This is a genomic window from Pseudomonas sp. Tun-23181, from assembly GCF_057415455.1.
In genome coordinates this window covers 2,665,359-2,681,639 of the sequence record NZ_CM171630.1, presented here as the reverse complement: position 1 = coordinate 2,681,639, position 16,281 = coordinate 2,665,359, and the positions used below count along the sequence as shown (strand labels likewise).

Genomic DNA, 16,281 nt, shown 5'->3' with positions numbered 1-16,281 from the left:
CTGGAGCCGAGCATGCAAATCAAACTCGCCAACCCTCGCGGCTTCTGCGCGGGGGTCGACCGGGCGATCGAGATCGTCAACCGGGCCCTGGAAGTCTTCGGCCCGCCGATCTACGTGCGCCACGAAGTGGTGCACAACAAGTTCGTGGTCGAAGACCTGCGCAATCGCGGTGCTATTTTCGTCGAAGAACTCGACCAGGTGCCGGACGATGTCATCGTCATCTTCAGCGCCCACGGTGTTTCCCAGGCCGTGCGCCAGGAAGCGGCCGGCCGCGGCCTCAAGGTGTTCGATGCCACCTGCCCGCTGGTCACCAAGGTGCACATCGAGGTGGCCAAGTACAGCCGCGACGGCCGGGAATGCATCCTCATCGGCCATGCCGGGCATCCGGAGGTCGAGGGCACCATGGGCCAGTACGACGCCAGCAATGGCGGCTCGATCTACCTGGTCGAGGACGAGCAGGATGTCGCCAACCTGCAGGTGCGCGACCCGGATCACCTGGCCTTCGTCACCCAGACCACCCTGTCGATGGACGACACCAGCCGGGTCATCGATGCCCTGCGCGCGCGCTTTCCGAACATCGGCGGGCCACGCAAGGACGATATCTGCTATGCCACCCAGAACCGCCAGGATGCGGTCAAGCAACTGGCCGGCGAGTGCGATGTGGTCCTGGTGGTCGGCAGCCCCAACAGCTCCAACTCCAACCGCCTGCGCGAACTGGCCGAGCGCATGGGTACCCCGGCCTACCTGATCGACGGTGCCGAGGACTTGCAGCAAGGCTGGTTCGAGGGCGTCGCGCGTATCGGCATCACCGCTGGCGCCTCGGCCCCCGAGGTGCTGGTGCGTGGCGTGATCGACCAGCTCAGGGCCTGGGGCGCCAGCGGCGCCGAAGAGCTCGATGGCCGCGAGGAGAACATCACCTTCTCCATGCCCAAGGAGCTGCGGGTTCGCTCGCTGATCTGATCAGCGGCCTGCGCACAGTGGCGGATCAGCCGTCCCGGTGCGCAGGCTGATCCTGCCGCTGGGGGCGAGCACCACCTGCAAATGACTCGCTTGCGTGGTGCCCTGGCAGATCTCGAAGGTGCCCCCCAGAAACGCGCCGTTGCCACGCAGCGGAACCCCCAAGCCACTGAATTTCACTTCATTGCCCAGGTTACCGACGACCTTGAGCCTGCGGCCCAGGCGTCGCTCGTGCAGCAATTGCCCATCGTGCGCCAGCAGCGTACGCCAGCCGATCCCCCAGTCGTTTTGCAGTGCCCGAACCAGCACCGTTTGCTGTCGCAGCAAGGCATGGCCGCGTGCATTGCGCAGTGCATGTGCCAGCTCGCGGGCCGCAGCGGCCTGGTGCAGGCCTTCGCTGAGATGGTTGTAGGCCGGTATGCCCACCTGTGTCAGCAGGCTGACCAGCGCCAGCGCGCACAGGGTTTGTATCAGTGTTACTCCCTGTTGCTTCACCGTGCATTCCTCCCTGGAAGTGCTTCGCTGTAGCTTCGAGGCCGATGGGCAGAAGGTCCAGTCGGCCGGGTAGGAGAGGGCGGCAGGGAAAATTCGCAGGAGGCGCAGGATGCGGACAAAGGAATGCGGCATGACGTTGCTGGAGGTGTTGCTGGCGATGGGAGTACTGGCGCTCGGGCTGTTCGCCACCGCCGCCTTGCAAGTGCGTGCCTTGCAGGTGCTCGACAACACGCGGCGCGATAGCCAGGCGATCCACCTGGCGCAGGGGCTGCTCGAGCGGGCGAGGGCGGCGGGCCGGTTGGAGGCGGGCGAGCAGGCCGGCTGGCAGGCACGAATCCGGCAGGTGCTCGGTGGGGCAGCCGAGGGGCGGGTGCGGCGTAGCGGGGCGAACGTCGTGCTGGAAATCCATTGGCTGGAGGCCCGGGAGGGGACGCAACAGTCCGTCAGCCTGCAGGGCAGGGTACTGCCATGAGCAGGGCCCAGGCCGGTTTTGGCCTGCTGGAAGCATTGTTGGCGTTGGCGCTGGGCCTGATGCTGCTGGCGGCAGCGAGCCAGGTGTTCGTCGCCGCCTACCAGGCCTGGCGCCTGCAAGGCGCGGCGGCACGCCTGCAGGACGATGCCCGGCTGGCGCTGCACAGAATGGCCCAGGACATCCGCATGACAGGCATGTCCGGGTGCCTGCGCCAACAGGCGATCACGTTCGATACGGCCGCTGCCGCCCAGGCGTTTGCCCAACCGCTACGGATCACCCTGGCCGGCGATGGGCGCCTGGACAGCCTGAGCCTGGTGCTGGAGCAACTGCCGGGCAGCGCCAGGCAGCCAGCCTGGACCTTGCTGACCGATTGCCGCAGTTGGGCGCAGGTCAAGGAAGGGCGCCACCCCGGCAACGAGCGGACATTGGCATTCCCCATCGCCCGGATCACCTATCAACTGCGTGCGGGCAACTTGAGACGGATGAGCGGCAGTCAGGCCGAGGCGTTGATCGACCACGTTCGCGACCTGCGTGCGACCTTGGTGCCGACGGCGGAGGGCGGGCGCGTGGACCTGCAACTGACGCTGTTCGAGCCGCAACAGCGGATCGAGTTGCAGCACGAGCTGAGCGTGGCCCTGCGCAACCGGTTGCCCGAACCATGAGGCGCCAGCGCGGCATGGTCCTGCTGGTGGGGCTTCTGCTCAGCCTGTTGCTGGGGCTGCTCAGTGCTTCGGCCCTGCACGATGCCCTGATCCAGGCGCGCCTGGGCGGCCTGCTGCTGGCGAACGCACGAGCCCTGGAGCAGGCCGAAGCAGCCTTGCTCGAGGGGGCGGCCCGGTTGCTGCTGGCGCCTCCGGCACCTTGCCAGGCCTGCCTGCCGCCTCCTGACGCCCATGATGTGCAGGGCGGGGACCTGTCATGGCAGCGTACGGAAAACGGATTCTTCCTGTTACAGAACCTGGGCGAAAGCGCCCTGGCGGCACAGGTCCCTGAAGGTGTGCAGGTGACCCTCTACAGGGTCACCGCCGTCAGCCGCGAGCGCCAGGCGCGGCATGTGCTGGAGGCTGTGTACGCCCTGCAGGCCGACCAGGCTGTAGCGCCACGGCGGCTTCTGTGGCGCCAGCGATTGAGAGGACAATGACATGCAGCAAGGCCTGAGCCTGATCGAATTGTTGATTGTCGTGGCCGTGACCGGCATTCTGGCAGCCATTGCCTACCCCAGTTACCACGACCCGTTGAGACGTGCCGCGCGAAGCGAAGTGGTCGGCCTGCTGCACGATGCCGCCCTGCGCCTGGAGCGCCACCATGCACGTACCGGCCAGTATGCCGACAGTGACCAGCAGCAGACGCCATTGCCCGCCGGCAGCCGCTACTACAGCCTGCAGGCAGAGCGTGGCGACGACAGTTTCCGCCTGCTCGCCAGGCGCCTGCCCGGCGCTCTGATGGCGGACGATGGTTGTGGTGACTACCAGCTCGACCAGGCCGGCGTGCGGAGCAATCCGGGGGCTGTCGAGCCCGCCGAGGGCTGTTGGGGTAGCTGAAGGTCGCGTTTATTTCAGGTAGTGGATCGACGGATGAGCAAGCAAGTAGTGATTGTCGGTGGCGGGGTCATTGGCCTGCTGACAGCGTTCAACCTGGCGCCCAAGGTCGGCCAGGTGGTGGTGTGCGACCAGGGTGAAGTGGGGCGCGAGTCGTCCTGGGCCGGTGGCGGTATCGTCTCGCCCCTGTACCCCTGGCGCTACAGCCCGGCGGTGACGGCACTGGCGCACTGGTCGCAGGATTTCTATCCACAGCTGGGCGAGCGCCTGTACGCGAGCACGGGGATCGACCCCGAGGTGCACACCACCGGCCTGTACTGGTTGGACCTGGACGACGAGGCCGAGGCCCTGGCCTGGGCCAGGCGCGAGCAGCGGCCACTGAGCGCCGTGGATATCTCGGCGGCCTACGATGCGGTGCCGGTGCTCGGCCCAGGCTTCACGCGCGCCATCTACATGGCGGGTGTAGCCAACGTGCGTAACCCACGCCTGGTGAAATCGTTGAAGGCAGCCCTGCAGGCCCTGCCTAACGTGACCTTGCGCGAGCACTGCCAGGTCACCGGGTTCCGCCAGGAAGGCGGGCGGGTCACCGGTGTGCACACCGCCGAAGGCGTGCTGGCGGCCGATGACGTGGTGCTCTGCGCGGGTGCCTGGAGCGGCGAGTTGTTGCGCACCCTCGGCCTGGCGCTGCCGGTGGAGCCGGTGAAGGGCCAGATGATCCTGTTCAAGTGTGCCGAGGACTTCCTGCCGAGCATGGTCCTGGCCAAGGGACGCTATGCCATCCCACGGCGCGACGGGCACATCCTGGTCGGCAGTACCTTGGAACATGCTGGCTACGACAAGACCCCGACCGTGGACGCGCTGGAAAGCCTCAAGGCCTCGGCGGTCGAACTCCTGCCGGCGTTGGCCGATGCCACCCCGGTGGCGCACTGGGCCGGGCTGCGTCCGGGGTCGCCCGAAGGTATTCCCTACATCGGCCCGGTGCCGGGGCATGAGGGGTTATGGCTGAACTGCGGGCATTACCGCAACGGGCTGGTGCTGGCGCCGGCGTCGTGCCAGTTGTTCACCGACCTATTGACCGGCAGCCAGCCGATCATCGATCCGGTGCCCTATGCCCCGGCAGGGCGCCTGGGCTGAAGACTGGGGCTGCAAAGCAGCCCCCAACGCCACTCGAGAGATCAAGCCCTCCCGCAAATCACACACTCTGTGGCTGACTCGATCCCGGGGCGCCGAACCGCCGCGAACAGGGTTCAACGCACAGCCCCTCAACCAACGACCGGTTCCTGCAAATGCCGGCTCGGATAGTGCTGTTCATAGACCTTGCACACCCTCAGCACCTGCTCATCGGCAAACCGCCCGGCCACCACCTGCAACCCCACCGGCAGCCCTTCCCGGGTAAAACCGCAAGGCACCGAGGCCGCTGGCTGCTGGGTCAGGTTGAAGGGGTAGCTGAACGGCGTCCATTCCATCCACTGCGCCATCGCCGACCCTGGCGGTACGTTGTGCCCCGCTTCGAAAGCCACCAGTGGCAGCATCGGTGACACCAGCACGTCGTAACGCTGGTGGAAGGCGTTCATCCGCGCCACCAGTTCCGCCCGTGCCTCAAGGGCCAGGGTGTACTCGTCCAGGCCGATCCGCGCCCCTTGTTCGGCGAGCCACCGCAACCCTGGGTCGAGCAGCGCCCGCTGTTCATCCGAGAGCTGGCCAGCCAGCCGGGCAGCACCGGCGAACCACAAGGTATTGAACGCCTGCAGCGGGTCGGCGAACCCTGGGTCAACTTCCTCCACCTGCGCGCCCAGCCGCGCCAGGCGTTGCACCGCCTGGGCCACCAGCGCCTGTATCTGTGGATCGACCTGCACGTAGCCGAAATCGGCACTGTAGGCGATGCGCAGACCGCTCAGGTTTTGTTCGTCGCCCAGCCAGGGCGTTCGCCGTGGCGCGCCGGCCAAGCCGTCGCGTGGATCCGGCTGGGCTACGCAATCGAGCATCAGCACGGCATCGTCGACCGTGCGGGTCATTGGCCCCAAGTGCGACAGCAGGGTCATGGCACTGGCCGGCCACTGCGGCACATAGCCAAAGGTCGGTTTGATGCCGAAGGTGCCGGTGAAGGCACAGGGAATGCGGATCGAGCCGCCTGCGTCGCTGCCCTGGTGCAGCACGCCGAGGTTGAGCGCCGCCGCGGCGGCCGCGCCACCCGAGGAGCCGCCGGCGGTCAGGCGAGTGTCCCAGGGGTTGCGGGTGATGCCGTACAACGGGTTGTCGGTGACGCCCTTCCAGCCGAACTCCGGGGTGGTGGTCTTGCCCACCAGCACTGCGCCGGCCTCGCGCATGAACGCGCTGAATGGCGCATCCACCTCCCACGGCCCGGCCGCCGACGTGGTCCGTGAGCCCTTGCGGGTCGGCATGCCGCGGGTCAGGGTAAGGTCCTTGATCGAGGTCGGCAGGCCATCCAGCCTGCCACAGGGCTCGCCACGCCGCCAGCGCTGCTCGCTGGCGCGGGCAGAGGCGCGGGCGCCTTCGCCATCCACATGGCAGTAGGCATTCACCACCGGGTTGTAGCGGTCGATGCGCGCCAGTACATCGTCGATCACTTCCACGGGAGACAGCTGGCGGCGCTGGTACAGGTCGAGCAACTCGAGGGCGGTCAGTTCGCCGATGCAGGTCTTGCTGGTCATCTCATTGGGCTCCCTTGTTGGCGGCCTGGAACATGGCGCGCAGCAGCACGTCGCAGCCGTCGGCCAGGTCCTGCGGCGCAGCGTTCTCGATCTCGTTGTGGCTGATGCCACCTTCGCAGGGCACGAAGATCATCCCTGCAGGGCCCAACTCGGCGAGGAAGATCGCGTCGTGGCCGGCGCCACTGACGATGTCCATGTGGCTCAGGCCCAGCTCGCGGGCACCCTGGCGCACGGCATCGACGCACGCTTCGGCGAAGTACAACGGTGGGAAGTCCGCGGTGGGCGTGAGCTCGAAGCGCAGGCCGTGCTTGGCCGCGCAGGCCTCGATCGTTTGGCGTACCTCGCCGACCATGGCATCCAGGTGGCCGGGGTCGAGATGGCGCAGGTCGATCGTCATCTGCACCTGGCCCGGGATCACGTTGCGCGAGGCTGGGTGCACGTTCAGGCAGCCGACGGTACCGCAGGCATGGGGCTGATGAGCGTGGGCGATGCGGTTGACCGCGGTGACCACCTCGGCGGCACCGACCAGGGCATCCTTGCGCAGGCGCATCGGGGTAGGGCCGGCATGGGCCTCGACGCCGGTCAGTACCAGGTCGAACCACTTCTGTCCCAGGCAGCCCTGGACCACGCCGATGGTGGTGCGCAGGTCTTCCAGCACCGGGCCCTGCTCTATGTGCGCCTCGAAGTAGGCGCCGACCGCATGGCCGGTGGGCACACGGGGGCCGGCATAGCCGATGCGGGTAAGCTCCGCGCCCACCGACAGGCCCTGGTCGTCGACCTTCTCCAGGGTCTCCTGCAGGTCGAACTTCCCGGCGAACACCCCCGAGCCCATCATGCACGGCGGAAAGCGCGAGCCTTCCTCGTTGGTCCATACCACCACCTCCAGCGGCGCCTCGGTGGCAAGGCCCAGGTCGTTGAGGGTACGCACCACCTCCAACCCGGCCATGACCCCATAGCAACCGTCGAACTTGCCGCCGGTGGGCTGGGTGTCGATGTGGCTGCCGGTCATCACTGGCGCCAGGTTGGGATTGCGTCCGGGGCGGCGGGCGAAGATATTGCCGATGGCATCGATGCTGACAGTGCAGCCCGCCTCGGTGCTCCAGTGCACGAACAGGTCGCGGGCCTGGCGGTCGAGGTCGGTCAGGGCCAGGCGGCAGACGCCTCCCTTGGGCGTGGCGCCGAGCCGGGCCAGGTCCATCAGCGATTGCCACAGGCGTTCACGGTTGACCAGCGTGCCCTGGCCGAGCAGGTGCCGCGAGGGATCGATACGGGTATTCATGGGCCGTCTCCTTTCAGGCACTCAGGGCCAGATAGCGATTCTTGATGCTCGGGTCGGCGCGAAACTGTGCAGCGCTGCCCTGGTAGGCCACCCGACCTTGTTCGAGCACGTAGTGACGGTCGGCGAGGGCGTCGCAGACCATCAGGTTCTGTTCCACCAGCAGGATCGACAGCCCTTCGTCCTTGATCCGCCGCAGGATCCTCACCAGTTCGTCGACGATCACCGGTGCCAGGCCTTCGGTGGGTTCGTCGAGGACCAGCAGCCTGGGGTCGTTGAGCAGGGCGCGGGCGATGGCGAGCATCTGCTGTTCGCCGCCCGACAGGGCAAAACCGCCATTACGCCGCCGTTCCTTTAGCCGCGGGAACATGGCGTATACGTCCTGCAATTGCCAACGACTGTCCTTGCGCACGGCGATCTTCAGGTTTTCCTCGACACTGAGCTGGCGGAAGATCCCGCGATGCTCCGGCACCAGCGCGATACCTTGCCGGGCGATGTCGAAGATCTCGCGGCCGACCAGGGGCTGGCCATTGAAGGTGATCTGCCCCTGGCGCGGCCGCACGATGCCGAGGATGCTGCGCAGGGTGGTGGTCTTGCCGGCGCCGTTGCGCCCGAGCAGGGTCACCAGTTCGCCGGCCTCGACCTTCAGCGAGACCCCTTCGAGCACATGGCTCTTGTCGTAGTAGGAATGGATCGAATCGACGTTGAGCATCAGGCGGCCTCTCCTAGGTAGGCGGTGCGCACGCGCTCGTCGTTGCGCACCAAGTCCGGGGTGCCTTCGACCAGGATCTGGCCATGGCTCATGACAGTGATGCGCTGGCTGATCGACATGACGATGCTCATGTTGTGCTCGATCAGCAGCACGGTGTGGTCGCGGCCCAGGTCGCTGATCAACTCGGTCATCACCGGGATGTCGTCGATGCCCATCCCGGAGGTGGGCTCATCGAGCATCAGCAGGGTTGGGCGGGCGCAGATCGACATGCCCACCTCCAGCACCCGCTGCTGGCCGTGGGACAACTCGCCGGCCAGGGTGTCGGCGCGGGCGGTGAGCTTGAGGCGTTCGAGCACCTGGTCGGCGGTGTCCCAGTGGCTGCGCTTGTGCTCGACGCTGCGCCAGAAGTTCAGCGCACCGAGGCCATCGCGGCCCTGGGCCGCCAGGCGCAGGTTCTCGCGCACCGACAGGTTCTGGAACAGGCTGGTGAGCTGGAACGAGCGCGCCATGCCCAGCGCTACCCGGCCATGGGACGGCTTGCGCAGGATGTCCTGGCCATTGAACAGGATCTTGCCACCAGTGGCCTGGCGCTCGCCGGTCAGGCAATGGAACAGGCTGGTCTTGCCGGCGCCATTAGGGCCGATGACGGTATGGATGGTGCCGGCACGCACGTTCAGGTCGACGCCGTCGACCGCGCGAAACGGCCCGTAGGCCAGTTCCAGGCCACGGGTTTCCAGGAGGTAGTCGCTCATCACAGGGTCTCCTTGGTCTTGGCGCTGAACGGGCGGCTCGGGCACAGGCGCTTGCCCAGTTCGGCGAGGCCGCCCCACAACCCGCCGCGCATGAACACCACCACCAGGATCAGGATCGCCCCCAGCAGCATCAGCCAGCGCGGCCACAGTTCCGACAACACGTCGCCCAGCACGACGATGGCGCCGGCGCCCAGCAAGGAGCCGAACAGCGAGCCGGTGCCGCCGACGATGGTCATGATCAGGATGTTCTCGCTCATCATCAGGTCGATGTTCGACAGCGGCGCGAAGTGCAGCAGCATCGCGTACAACGCCCCGGCGATACCGGTGATGGCGCCGGACAGCATGAACACCAGGATCTTGAAATGGCGGGTGTCGTAGCCGATGGCCGCGGCGCGGGTCTCGTTCTCGCGGATCGCCAGCAGGGTGCTGCCGAACGGCGAGCGGATCACCCGCAGGGCGCCGGCGAAGATCAGCAGGAACAGCACCGCGACGAAGGCATAGAAGTGCCGTGGGTCGGCCAGGTCCACCAGCACCTGGCCGGCGACCTGGATGTTCGGCCGTGGTACGTCGAGCAGGCCGTTGTCGCCACCGGTCCAGTCACTCAGGGTATAGGCCAGGAAGTAGGCCATCTGGCTGAAGGCCAGGGTCAGCATGACGAAGTAGATGCCCTTGCGGCGGATCGCCAGGGCGCCTACCAGCAGCGCCAGGAAGGCGCCGAACACCGCCGCGCCGAGCAGGGCGCTGAACAGCCCCCACTTGAGGTGGATCATCAGCAGCGAGGCACCATAGGCCCCGACGCCGAAGAAGATGCCCTGGCCGAACGACAGCAGGCCCGTGTAGCCCAGCAACAGGTTGCAGGCCAGCGCCGCCAGGGCAAAGATCAGGATCTCGGTGGCCAGGGTCGCCGACGGCAGCAGCAGTGGCAGGCCGACCAGGGTGACGATCACCAGGCCCAGCAGGGCCGGCGCGCGGCCCTTGGCCACGGGCAAAGGATTTTTCTCGCTCATCTTCATGCTCTCCCGAACAGGCCGTAGGGACGTACCAGGATCACCGCCGCCATGGCGCCATAGATCATCAGGCTGGCGCCTTGCGGCCAGAGGCTGGTCATCATGCTCTGCACCACGCCCACCAGCAGGCCTCCTACCAGGGCGCCGCCGAACGAGCCCATGCCGCCGATCACCACCACCACGAAGGCGATGCCGAGGATCTCCGGGCCGACGAACGGCTGGGCGCCGCGCAAGGGAGCGAACAGCACCCCGGCGACCCCGGCCAGGCCCACGCCGAGAGCGAAGGTCAGGGAGAACAGGCGGAAGATGTTGGTGCCCAGCAGCGAGACCGTTTCGGTGCTTTCACTGCCGGCGCGCACCAGCGCCCCGAAGCGCGTGCGCTCCAACAGCAGCCACAGGCCCAGGCCGATCAGCGCGGCGAAGCCGATGAGGAACAGGCGGTAGTAGGGGTAGATGAAATCGCCGACGATCAGCACCCCGCGCAGCTCCGGCGGCACCGCGATATGTTTGCCGACCGGGCCCCAGATCAGCACCGAGGCTTCCTGGATGATCAGGGCTATCCCCAGGGTGACGAGGATCTGGAAGGTATGCGGCAGGTGGTAGATGCGCTTGATCAGCATGCGCTCCACGGCCCACGCCAGCGCAGCGACGGCCAGTGGCGCCAGCAGCAGGGCCAGCCAGAAATTGCCGGTCAGGGCCACGGCGGTGTAGCACAGGTAGGCGCCGAGCAGGAAGAACGCACCATGGGCGAAATTGACGAAGTTGAGCAGGCCGAAAATGATCGTCAGGCCCACGGCGATGAGGAAGTAGATCATCCCCAGGCCCAGGCCGTTGAGCAGCTGGAACAGGTACAAGTCGAGCATGGACGTGCCCTCTGCAGCGCGCCGGGCGGCTGCATGTCTGGATGGTTGGGACGAACGCCGCGGCTCAGGCCAGGGCGCAACCGGTGTGGTCGACCTCGATGAACGAGCGGCCGGCACTGAGTACCTCGGCCAGGTCGTCCTCGTCGCGCATCTGGCCCTGGGGTTTGCCGCGCAGCAGGTAATAGTCCTTGAGCACCTGGTGGTCGCCCGGGCGGATCAGCTCGTCGCCGGTCGGGCCCTGGAAACGCATGCCCTGGAGGGTGCGGGCCACGCTCGGGCCATCGAAGGTGCCGGCCTTGGCGATGGCCTCGAGCATGACCTTGGTGCCGATGTAGTCGGCCGCCAGCGGGTAGTTGGGGTTGACGCCATAGGCCTTGCGCGTGGCTTCGACCAGGTGCCTGTTCAGCGGCGTGTCGACCTGGTGCCAGTACTGTGCGCCCAGGTACACGCCCTCCAGTACGTCGCTGCCCAGTTCCTGGAACTGGTCGAGGCCGGCCGACCACACCAGCAGTACTTTCATGCGCTCCTTGATGCCGAAGTTGACCGCCTGGCGCAGGGCGTTGGACGACTGGCTGCCGAAGTTGAGCAGTACCAGCACATCGGGCTTGGCAGCGATGGCGTTGGTCAGGTAGCCGGAGAATTCCTGTTCCTGCAGGGAGTGGTAACTGTTGCCGATGTGCTCGACGCCGAACTCGGCGAACACCTTGCGTGCGTTGTCCAGCAGGGCATCGCCGAACACGTACTGCGGGGTGATGGTGTACCAGCGCCTGGCCTGCGGCAGTTGGCGGATCATCGGCACCAGGGTCTCGCGGATGGCCCCGTAGGTCGGCACCGACCAGCGGAAGGTCGAGGCGTTGCAGTCCTTGCCGGTGATCTCGTCGGCGCCGACTGGGGTCATGAACACGCCACCGGCCTTATGGATCTCCTTCGACACCGCCAGGGCCGAGGACGACAGGGTGCAGCCCTGGAAGAAGCGGGCGCCATCCTGGCCGATGGCTTCCTGTACCTTGCGCACTGCCTTGCCGGCGTTGCCCTCGGTGTCGATAACCTTGTACTTCAAGGGCCGTCCGAGCAGTTGGGGATGCTCGGCGATGGCCAGGCGCGAGCCCATGTCGGCGTACTTGCCATAGCTGGCGAAGGCACCGGACATGGACTTGAGCCCGTAGAAGGTCAGCGGTTCGTCGGCGAATGCCCGGTGCGCCCCGAGGGGGAGGCTACCGAGGGCACCCAGGGCAAGGCCTGCCTTGAGCAGGGTACGTCTTTGCATGGGTAACTCCTTGGTTGTGGTTATTAGGCAGGAGTGGCAATGGCAAAGCGGGTACGGCGGGCCTGTGTGCAGGCCTCTTTCCAGGCTGATCAGTGGTGGTGTTCGAACTCCAGCAGGAAGTTGCGTGCGACCTCGCCCTCCAGCGCGGTCATGTGGTGCTCGGCGTCGCACATGTGTGCATGCATCAGCCGGCGCACGGCCTGTTCGTCGCTGGCGCGCAGGGCCAGCAGGAGCTGCTTGTGGTAGTCGATGTTGGCGGCGGCGAACTGCTGGCGCTTGGGCAGGTAGGCCTTCTTCAGCACCACCAGGTCGCGCAGCAGGTCGTTGAGGAACACCGCCATGAAGCGCAGCAGCGGGTTGGGGCAGCGGTGCGCCAGCAGGGTGTGGAACTCCAGCTCCGCCAGGCGCTGCTCGCGCTGGCCCTGTTCGCTGTCTTCCGGGGCGCTGCAGAAGTCGATGTTGGCCTGTAGCGCGGCGTAGTCGGCTTCGCTCAACTGGCCCATCACCGACACCGCCAGTTCCACTTCGATGACCTTGCGCAGTTGGTACACCTGCTCGCCGTCCAGGTGCTGGAAGTGCAGGTAGTTGCGCAGGGCGCGGCTGGCCGGCTCGGTGCCCACCTCGTTGAGGTAGGCGCCGCCGGCCGGGCCGGTGCGGGTGCTGACCAGGCCCTCGACCTCCAGGGCCTTGAGTGCCTCGCGGGCGGTGCCCTTGGAACATTCGAAGTGCTCCATCAGCTCGCGCTCGGTGGGCAGGCGATCGCCGGGGTGCAGGGCCTCGGTGACGATCGAGCGCTTGACCGATTCGACGATCACGTCGGAGAGCTTCTGGCGCTTACGCTTGGGTTTGAGCATTTGTACTGTTTTTCATATTTATGCGGATAAATAGGATTTAGCGAACTTTGCCGGGTTCGGTCAATGGTGGCGTCAGGGAAGGGGTCGTAAATGGTGCGAAAGGGTCGGGGAGGGATAAGTGGGAGGGCTTGGCCTAATGCCGGTTTTGGGGCTGCACGGCAGCCCCAGGATCACAAGGCGCTATTCGACGGGCCGGTAGGGCAATCGATCAGTCTTTCTGGCCAGGCCCCTGCTCCAGGTGCGCCTGGCTGCAATACCAGTCGTTACCCAGTTTCAGGGCCCGGTCGTTGGGCAGGTGCACGCCGCAGTGGGCGCAGCGCACCATCTTCAGCGGGTCGTCGAGCGTAGGCTCGTGACGGCCTTGCTGACTGGTCTTGAACTTGCGCCACAGCCAGAACGCGGCGGCGATCAGGGCGATCCAGAAGAGTAGGCGAACCATGGTGTCCAGCTTGTCGGTAAATAGAGCAGACAGTCTAGGGCGCAGGCATGAAAAAAGGGAGGTCTGGACCTCCCTTTCTCATGCGTTGCAGATCAGTCGAACAGACCGAAGGTCATGTAGCTGAACCAGGAACGCTCCTTCTCGGCTTCCTTTGGACCTTCCGGCAGGATCGGGTCGCCGTTCTCGTCCTTGGGCAGCAGCTCTTCTGGCATCTCGGCGCGGGCATCCTGGAACTGCTTGACCACGTCCTGGTTGGCGCGGGTCTCGCCCGGCGGCAGCGGGGTTTCGGTCTCGATCAGGCCCAGGGTGGCCTTGGACAGCCAGGAGCGGTTGTCGGCCTCGTCCCGCTTGGGGCGGAACTCGCCATCGACCAGGCTCGGGTGGTCGGGGTAGTTGAGCTTGAGGGTTTCCAGGCTGGTGGCGGCCAGATCGTCCAGGTGCAGGCGCTGGTAGGCCTCGACCATCACGGCCAGGCCGTCGCCGACCGACGGCGTCTCCTGGAAGTTCTCCACCACGTAGCGGCCACGGTTGGCGGCGGCCACATAGGCCTGGCGGCCCAGGTAGTAGTCGGCCACGTGGATCTCGTAGGAGGCCAGCAGGTTGCGCAGGTAGATCATGCGCTGCTTGGCGTCCGGGGCGTAGCGGCTGTTGGGGAAGCGGCTGGTGAGCTGGGCGAACTCGTTGTAGGAGTCGCGGGCGGCACCCGGGTCACGCTTGGTCATGTCCAGCGGCAGGAAGCGCGCCAGCAGGCCGCGGTCCTGGTCGAACGAGGTCAGGCCCTTGAGGTAGTAGGCGTAGTCGACGTTGGGGTGCTGCGGGTGCAGGCGGATGAAACGCTCGGCGGCGGATTTGGCAGCCTCCGGCTCGGCATTCTTGTAGTTGGCGTAGATCAGCTCCAACTGGGCCTGGTCGGCGTAGCGGCCGAACGGATAGCGCGACTCCAGGGCCTTGAGCTTGCTCACGGCGCTGGTGTAGCTGTGGTTGTCCAGGTCGGCCTGCGCCTGCTGGTACAGCTCGGCTTCGCTGAGATTCTCGTCGATGACTTCCTTGTTCGAGGAACAGGCAGCGGTAAGCCCGAGGATGGCGATCAGCAGCAGGTGTTTCACTTGCATGGCGGCTTGCGTCCCTTTGACGGCCGCTGTCTTGGGCGGTGCCGTCCTGTTATGATGAGCGCCCCCGGCCAATCCCGGGGCAAAAGAAGCCGTATTTAACCACAAGCGCGCAGCCGAAACCAAAGGCTGTACGCCCGCCGAATCGAGCATGTCCGAGATCATTCAACTTAGCGCAGAGGTACCGTCCGAACTGGGCGGTCAACGCCTCGACCAGGTCGCTGCCCAACTGTTCGCCGAGTATTCGCGCTCGCGTCTTGCCGCGTGGATCAAGGAAGGCCGCCTGACGGTCGACGGCGCGGTGCTGCGCCCGCGCGACATCGTCCATGGCGGCTCCCTGCTGGCCCTGGAGGCCGAGCACGAAGCCCAGGGCGAATGGGAGGCCCAGGCCATCGAACTGGACATCGTCTACGAAGACGACCAGATCCTGGTGATCAACAAGCCCGCCGGGCTGGTGGTCCACCCCGCTGCCGGGCATGCCGATGGCACCCTGCTCAATGCCCTGCTGCACCATGTGCCGGACATCGTCAACGTACCGCGCGCTGGCATCGTCCACCGCCTGGACAAGGACACCACCGGCCTGATGGTGGTGGCCAAGACCCTGCAGGCGCAGACCAACCTGGTCGAGCAACTGCAGCGCCGCAGCGTCAGCCGCATCTATGAATGCATCGTCGTCGGCGTGGTCACCGCTGGCGGCAAGGTCGATGCACCGATCGGCCGGCATGGCACCCAGCGCCAGCGCATGACGGTCACCGAAGGCGGCAAGCCGGCGGTCAGCCACTACCGCGTGCTGGAGCGCTTCCGCTCGCACACCCATGTGCGGGTCAAGCTGGAAACCGGGCGGACCCACCAGATCCGCGTGCACATGGCCCACGTCAACTTCCCGTTGGTCGGCGACCCGGTGTACGGCGGGCGCTTCCGCATCCCGCCGGCGGCCAACCCGACCATGGTCGAGGCGCTCAAGACCTTCCCGCGCCAGGCCCTGCACGCGCGTTTCCTGGAGCTGGACCACCCGACCACCGGCAAGCGCATCGGCTGGGAGTCGCCGCTGCCGGACGATTTCGTCTGGCTGCTGTCGCTGCTCAAGCAGGACCGCGAGAGCTTCATCGGATGAACGACCTGACGCAGGCGCTGCTGTTCCCCGACTGGCCGGCCCCGGCGTCGGTACACGCCTGTGTCACCACGCGCGGGGGCGGCAGCAGCCTGCCGCCCTACGACACCTTCAACCTCGGCGACCACGTTGGCGACGACCCGGCAGCGGTCGCCGAGAACCGCCGGCGCCTGAGCGATGCGCTGCACATCCAGCCGGCCTGGCTCAAGCAGGTACATGGCCTGGCCGTGGTCGAGGCCGACCCGACCGTGGTGGCCGAAGCCGACGCCAGTTGGACCGCCCGTCCCGGCATCGCCTGCGCGGTGATGACCGCCGACTGCCTGCCGGTGCTGTTCTGCGACCGCGCCGGTACGCGCGTGGCGGCCGCCCATGCCGGCTGGCGCGGGTTGGCCGGCGGGGTGCTGGAAGCCACCCTCGACACGCTGGCCGTGCCTGCCGAGGACGTGTTGGTCTGGCTCGGCCCGGCCATCGGCCCGCAGGCCTTCGAGGTCGGGCTGGAAGTGCGCGATGCCTTCACCGCCGTGCACCCCGAGGCTGCCGAGGCCTTTGTCCCAGGCGAGCGGCCCGGCAAGCTGATGGCCGACATCTACACGCTCGCGCGTATCCGCCTGGCTGCCCGTGGCGTGACGGCCATTCATGGCGGCGGCTTCTGCACGGTCAGCGACCCGCGCTTCTTTTCCTATCGGCAAACCCCGCAAGGCGGGCGCTTTGCATCGCTGGTCTGGCTCCAGCCGAGCTGACCCAGGTCAAGCCCGCT

The 16,281-nt window shown here is 66.7% G+C and carries 19 protein-coding genes; 8 read left to right on the top strand and 11 right to left on the bottom strand.

Going from position 1 to position 16,281, the window contains the following annotated elements; all coding sequences use genetic code 11:
• Positions 1 to 12: 12 nt before the first annotated feature.
• A complete protein-coding gene (gene ispH, locus ACDI39_RS12850) occupies positions 13 to 960 on the top strand; it encodes a 4-hydroxy-3-methylbut-2-enyl diphosphate reductase (protein WP_225789516.1) in 948 nt (315 codons plus the stop codon).
• Here ispH and ACDI39_RS12845 read toward each other — a convergent pair whose 3' ends face one another.
• Entirely contained in the window at positions 961 to 1,584 is a 624-nt protein-coding gene (locus ACDI39_RS12845) for a GspH/FimT family pseudopilin (RefSeq protein ID WP_486538829.1), read from the bottom strand.
• Here ACDI39_RS12845 and ACDI39_RS12840 point away from each other — a divergent pair.
• From ACDI39_RS12840 to thiO, 5 genes are read left to right on the top strand one after another with little or no spacing between them, the layout of a single operon-like run.
• Positions 1,583 to 1,924: a type IV pilus modification PilV family protein gene (locus tag ACDI39_RS12840; protein ID WP_253091173.1), complete on the top strand. Its 342-nt coding sequence runs from the start codon at positions 1,583 to 1,585 to the stop codon at positions 1,922 to 1,924. The genes ACDI39_RS12845 and ACDI39_RS12840 overlap by 2 nt on opposite strands.
• Positions 1,921 to 2,586 carry a PilW family protein gene (locus ACDI39_RS12835; protein ID WP_410045281.1) on the top strand — a complete coding sequence of 222 codons (666 nt, stop codon included), beginning with the start codon at positions 1,921 to 1,923 and terminating at the stop codon, positions 2,584 to 2,586. Before ACDI39_RS12840 ends, ACDI39_RS12835 begins: the two co-directional genes overlap by 4 nt.
• Entirely contained in the window at positions 2,583 to 3,065 is a 483-nt protein-coding gene (locus tag ACDI39_RS12830; protein ID WP_225789520.1) for a hypothetical protein, read from the top strand. Before ACDI39_RS12835 ends, ACDI39_RS12830 begins: the two co-directional genes overlap by 4 nt.
• Position 3,066: 1 nt before the next feature.
• Positions 3,067 to 3,465, top strand: coding sequence for a type IV pilin protein (locus ACDI39_RS12825; RefSeq protein ID WP_225789521.1), 399 nt, complete (start codon positions 3,067 to 3,069; stop codon positions 3,463 to 3,465).
• 33 nt (positions 3,466 to 3,498) lie between these two features.
• Positions 3,499 to 4,596, top strand: coding sequence for a glycine oxidase ThiO (thiO, locus tag ACDI39_RS12820; protein WP_486538825.1), 1,098 nt, complete (start codon positions 3,499 to 3,501; stop codon positions 4,594 to 4,596).
• Between the two features lie 128 nt (positions 4,597 to 4,724).
• Here the strand turns inward: thiO and ACDI39_RS12815 are convergent, their stop codons facing one another.
• The 10 genes from ACDI39_RS12815 to ACDI39_RS12770 form a co-directional block, all read right to left on the bottom strand.
• Entirely contained in the window at positions 4,725 to 6,134 is a 1,410-nt protein-coding gene (locus ACDI39_RS12815; RefSeq protein ID WP_486538823.1) for an amidase, read from the bottom strand.
• A 1-nt stretch (position 6,135) separates the two neighbouring features.
• Positions 6,136 to 7,413: a Zn-dependent hydrolase gene (locus tag ACDI39_RS12810; RefSeq protein WP_486538821.1), complete on the bottom strand. Its 1,278-nt coding sequence runs from the start codon at positions 7,411 to 7,413 to the stop codon at positions 6,136 to 6,138.
• A 13-nt stretch (positions 7,414 to 7,426) separates the two neighbouring features.
• Positions 7,427 to 8,122: an ABC transporter ATP-binding protein gene (locus tag ACDI39_RS12805; protein ID WP_225789524.1), complete on the bottom strand. Its 696-nt coding sequence runs from the start codon at positions 8,120 to 8,122 to the stop codon at positions 7,427 to 7,429.
• Complete coding sequence (locus tag ACDI39_RS12800; RefSeq protein WP_225789525.1) at positions 8,122 to 8,874, bottom strand: ABC transporter ATP-binding protein; 753 nt, start codon at positions 8,872 to 8,874, stop codon at positions 8,122 to 8,124. Before ACDI39_RS12800 ends, ACDI39_RS12805 begins: the two co-directional genes overlap by 1 nt.
• Positions 8,874 to 9,881, bottom strand: a complete 1,008-nt coding sequence (locus ACDI39_RS12795) for a branched-chain amino acid ABC transporter permease (RefSeq protein WP_225789526.1) — start codon at positions 9,879 to 9,881, stop codon at positions 8,874 to 8,876. The genes ACDI39_RS12800 and ACDI39_RS12795 overlap by 1 nt, the downstream gene beginning before the upstream one ends.
• Positions 9,882 to 9,883: 2 nt before the next feature.
• On the bottom strand, positions 9,884 to 10,744 hold the full coding sequence (locus ACDI39_RS12790) for a branched-chain amino acid ABC transporter permease (protein ID WP_225789527.1): 861 nt from the start codon (positions 10,742 to 10,744) through the stop codon (positions 9,884 to 9,886).
• A gap of 64 nt (positions 10,745 to 10,808) precedes the next feature.
• Positions 10,809 to 12,011, bottom strand: a complete 1,203-nt coding sequence (locus ACDI39_RS12785; protein WP_225789528.1) for an ABC transporter substrate-binding protein — start codon at positions 12,009 to 12,011, stop codon at positions 10,809 to 10,811.
• 89 nt (positions 12,012 to 12,100) lie between these two features.
• Positions 12,101 to 12,865 carry a FadR/GntR family transcriptional regulator gene (locus ACDI39_RS12780; RefSeq protein WP_225789529.1) on the bottom strand — a complete coding sequence of 255 codons (765 nt, stop codon included), beginning with the start codon at positions 12,863 to 12,865 and terminating at the stop codon, positions 12,101 to 12,103.
• A 208-nt stretch (positions 12,866 to 13,073) separates the two neighbouring features.
• A complete protein-coding gene (locus ACDI39_RS12775) occupies positions 13,074 to 13,304 on the bottom strand; it encodes a PP0621 family protein (protein ID WP_225789530.1) in 231 nt (76 codons plus the stop codon).
• Between the two features lie 92 nt (positions 13,305 to 13,396).
• Complete coding sequence (locus ACDI39_RS12770; RefSeq protein WP_225789531.1) at positions 13,397 to 14,416, bottom strand: outer membrane protein assembly factor BamD; 1,020 nt, start codon at positions 14,414 to 14,416, stop codon at positions 13,397 to 13,399.
• Between the two features lie 148 nt (positions 14,417 to 14,564).
• Here ACDI39_RS12770 and rluD point away from each other — a divergent pair, with 148 nt between their 5' ends.
• Positions 14,565 to 15,527: a 23S rRNA pseudouridine(1911/1915/1917) synthase RluD gene (rluD, locus tag ACDI39_RS12765; protein ID WP_486538816.1), complete on the top strand. Its 963-nt coding sequence runs from the start codon at positions 14,565 to 14,567 to the stop codon at positions 15,525 to 15,527.
• Positions 15,524 to 16,264 carry a peptidoglycan editing factor PgeF gene (gene pgeF / locus ACDI39_RS12760; RefSeq protein WP_486538814.1) on the top strand — a complete coding sequence of 247 codons (741 nt, stop codon included), beginning with the start codon at positions 15,524 to 15,526 and terminating at the stop codon, positions 16,262 to 16,264. The genes rluD and pgeF overlap by 4 nt, the downstream gene beginning before the upstream one ends.
• Positions 16,265 to 16,281: the final 17 nt, after the last annotated feature.

Coding starts and splice junctions, on each gene's coding strand:
- ACDI39_RS12810 (WP_486538821.1), bottom strand. CDS start 7,413: ATGAATACCCGTATCGATCCCTCGCGGCACCTGCTCGGCCAGGGCACG.
- ispH (WP_225789516.1), top strand. CDS start 13: ATGCAAATCAAACTCGCCAACCCTCGCGGCTTCTGCGCGGGGGTCGAC.
- ACDI39_RS12825 (WP_225789521.1), top strand. CDS start 3,067: ATGCAGCAAGGCCTGAGCCTGATCGAATTGTTGATTGTCGTGGCCGTG.
- ACDI39_RS12770 (WP_225789531.1), bottom strand. CDS start 14,416: ATGCAAGTGAAACACCTGCTGCTGATCGCCATCCTCGGGCTTACCGCT.
- ACDI39_RS12775 (WP_225789530.1), bottom strand. CDS start 13,304: ATGGTTCGCCTACTCTTCTGGATCGCCCTGATCGCCGCCGCGTTCTGG.
- thiO (WP_486538825.1), top strand. CDS start 3,499: ATGAGCAAGCAAGTAGTGATTGTCGGTGGCGGGGTCATTGGCCTGCTG.
- ACDI39_RS12830 (WP_225789520.1), top strand. CDS start 2,583: ATGAGGCGCCAGCGCGGCATGGTCCTGCTGGTGGGGCTTCTGCTCAGC.
- pgeF (WP_486538814.1), top strand. CDS start 15,524: ATGAACGACCTGACGCAGGCGCTGCTGTTCCCCGACTGGCCGGCCCCG.
- ACDI39_RS12840 (WP_253091173.1), top strand. CDS start 1,583: ATGACGTTGCTGGAGGTGTTGCTGGCGATGGGAGTACTGGCGCTCGGG.
- ACDI39_RS12815 (WP_486538823.1), bottom strand. CDS start 6,134: ATGACCAGCAAGACCTGCATCGGCGAACTGACCGCCCTCGAGTTGCTC.
- ACDI39_RS12835 (WP_410045281.1), top strand. CDS start 1,921: ATGAGCAGGGCCCAGGCCGGTTTTGGCCTGCTGGAAGCATTGTTGGCG.
- ACDI39_RS12805 (WP_225789524.1), bottom strand. CDS start 8,122: ATGCTCAACGTCGATTCGATCCATTCCTACTACGACAAGAGCCATGTG.
- ACDI39_RS12795 (WP_225789526.1), bottom strand. CDS start 9,881: ATGAGCGAGAAAAATCCTTTGCCCGTGGCCAAGGGCCGCGCGCCGGCC.
- ACDI39_RS12845 (WP_486538829.1), bottom strand. CDS start 1,584: ATGCCGCATTCCTTTGTCCGCATCCTGCGCCTCCTGCGAATTTTCCCT.
- ACDI39_RS12790 (WP_225789527.1), bottom strand. CDS start 10,744: ATGCTCGACTTGTACCTGTTCCAGCTGCTCAACGGCCTGGGCCTGGGG.
- ACDI39_RS12780 (WP_225789529.1), bottom strand. CDS start 12,865: ATGCTCAAACCCAAGCGTAAGCGCCAGAAGCTCTCCGACGTGATCGTC.
- rluD (WP_486538816.1), top strand. CDS start 14,565: ATGTCCGAGATCATTCAACTTAGCGCAGAGGTACCGTCCGAACTGGGC.
- ACDI39_RS12800 (WP_225789525.1), bottom strand. CDS start 8,874: ATGAGCGACTACCTCCTGGAAACCCGTGGCCTGGAACTGGCCTACGGG.
- ACDI39_RS12785 (WP_225789528.1), bottom strand. CDS start 12,011: ATGCAAAGACGTACCCTGCTCAAGGCAGGCCTTGCCCTGGGTGCCCTC.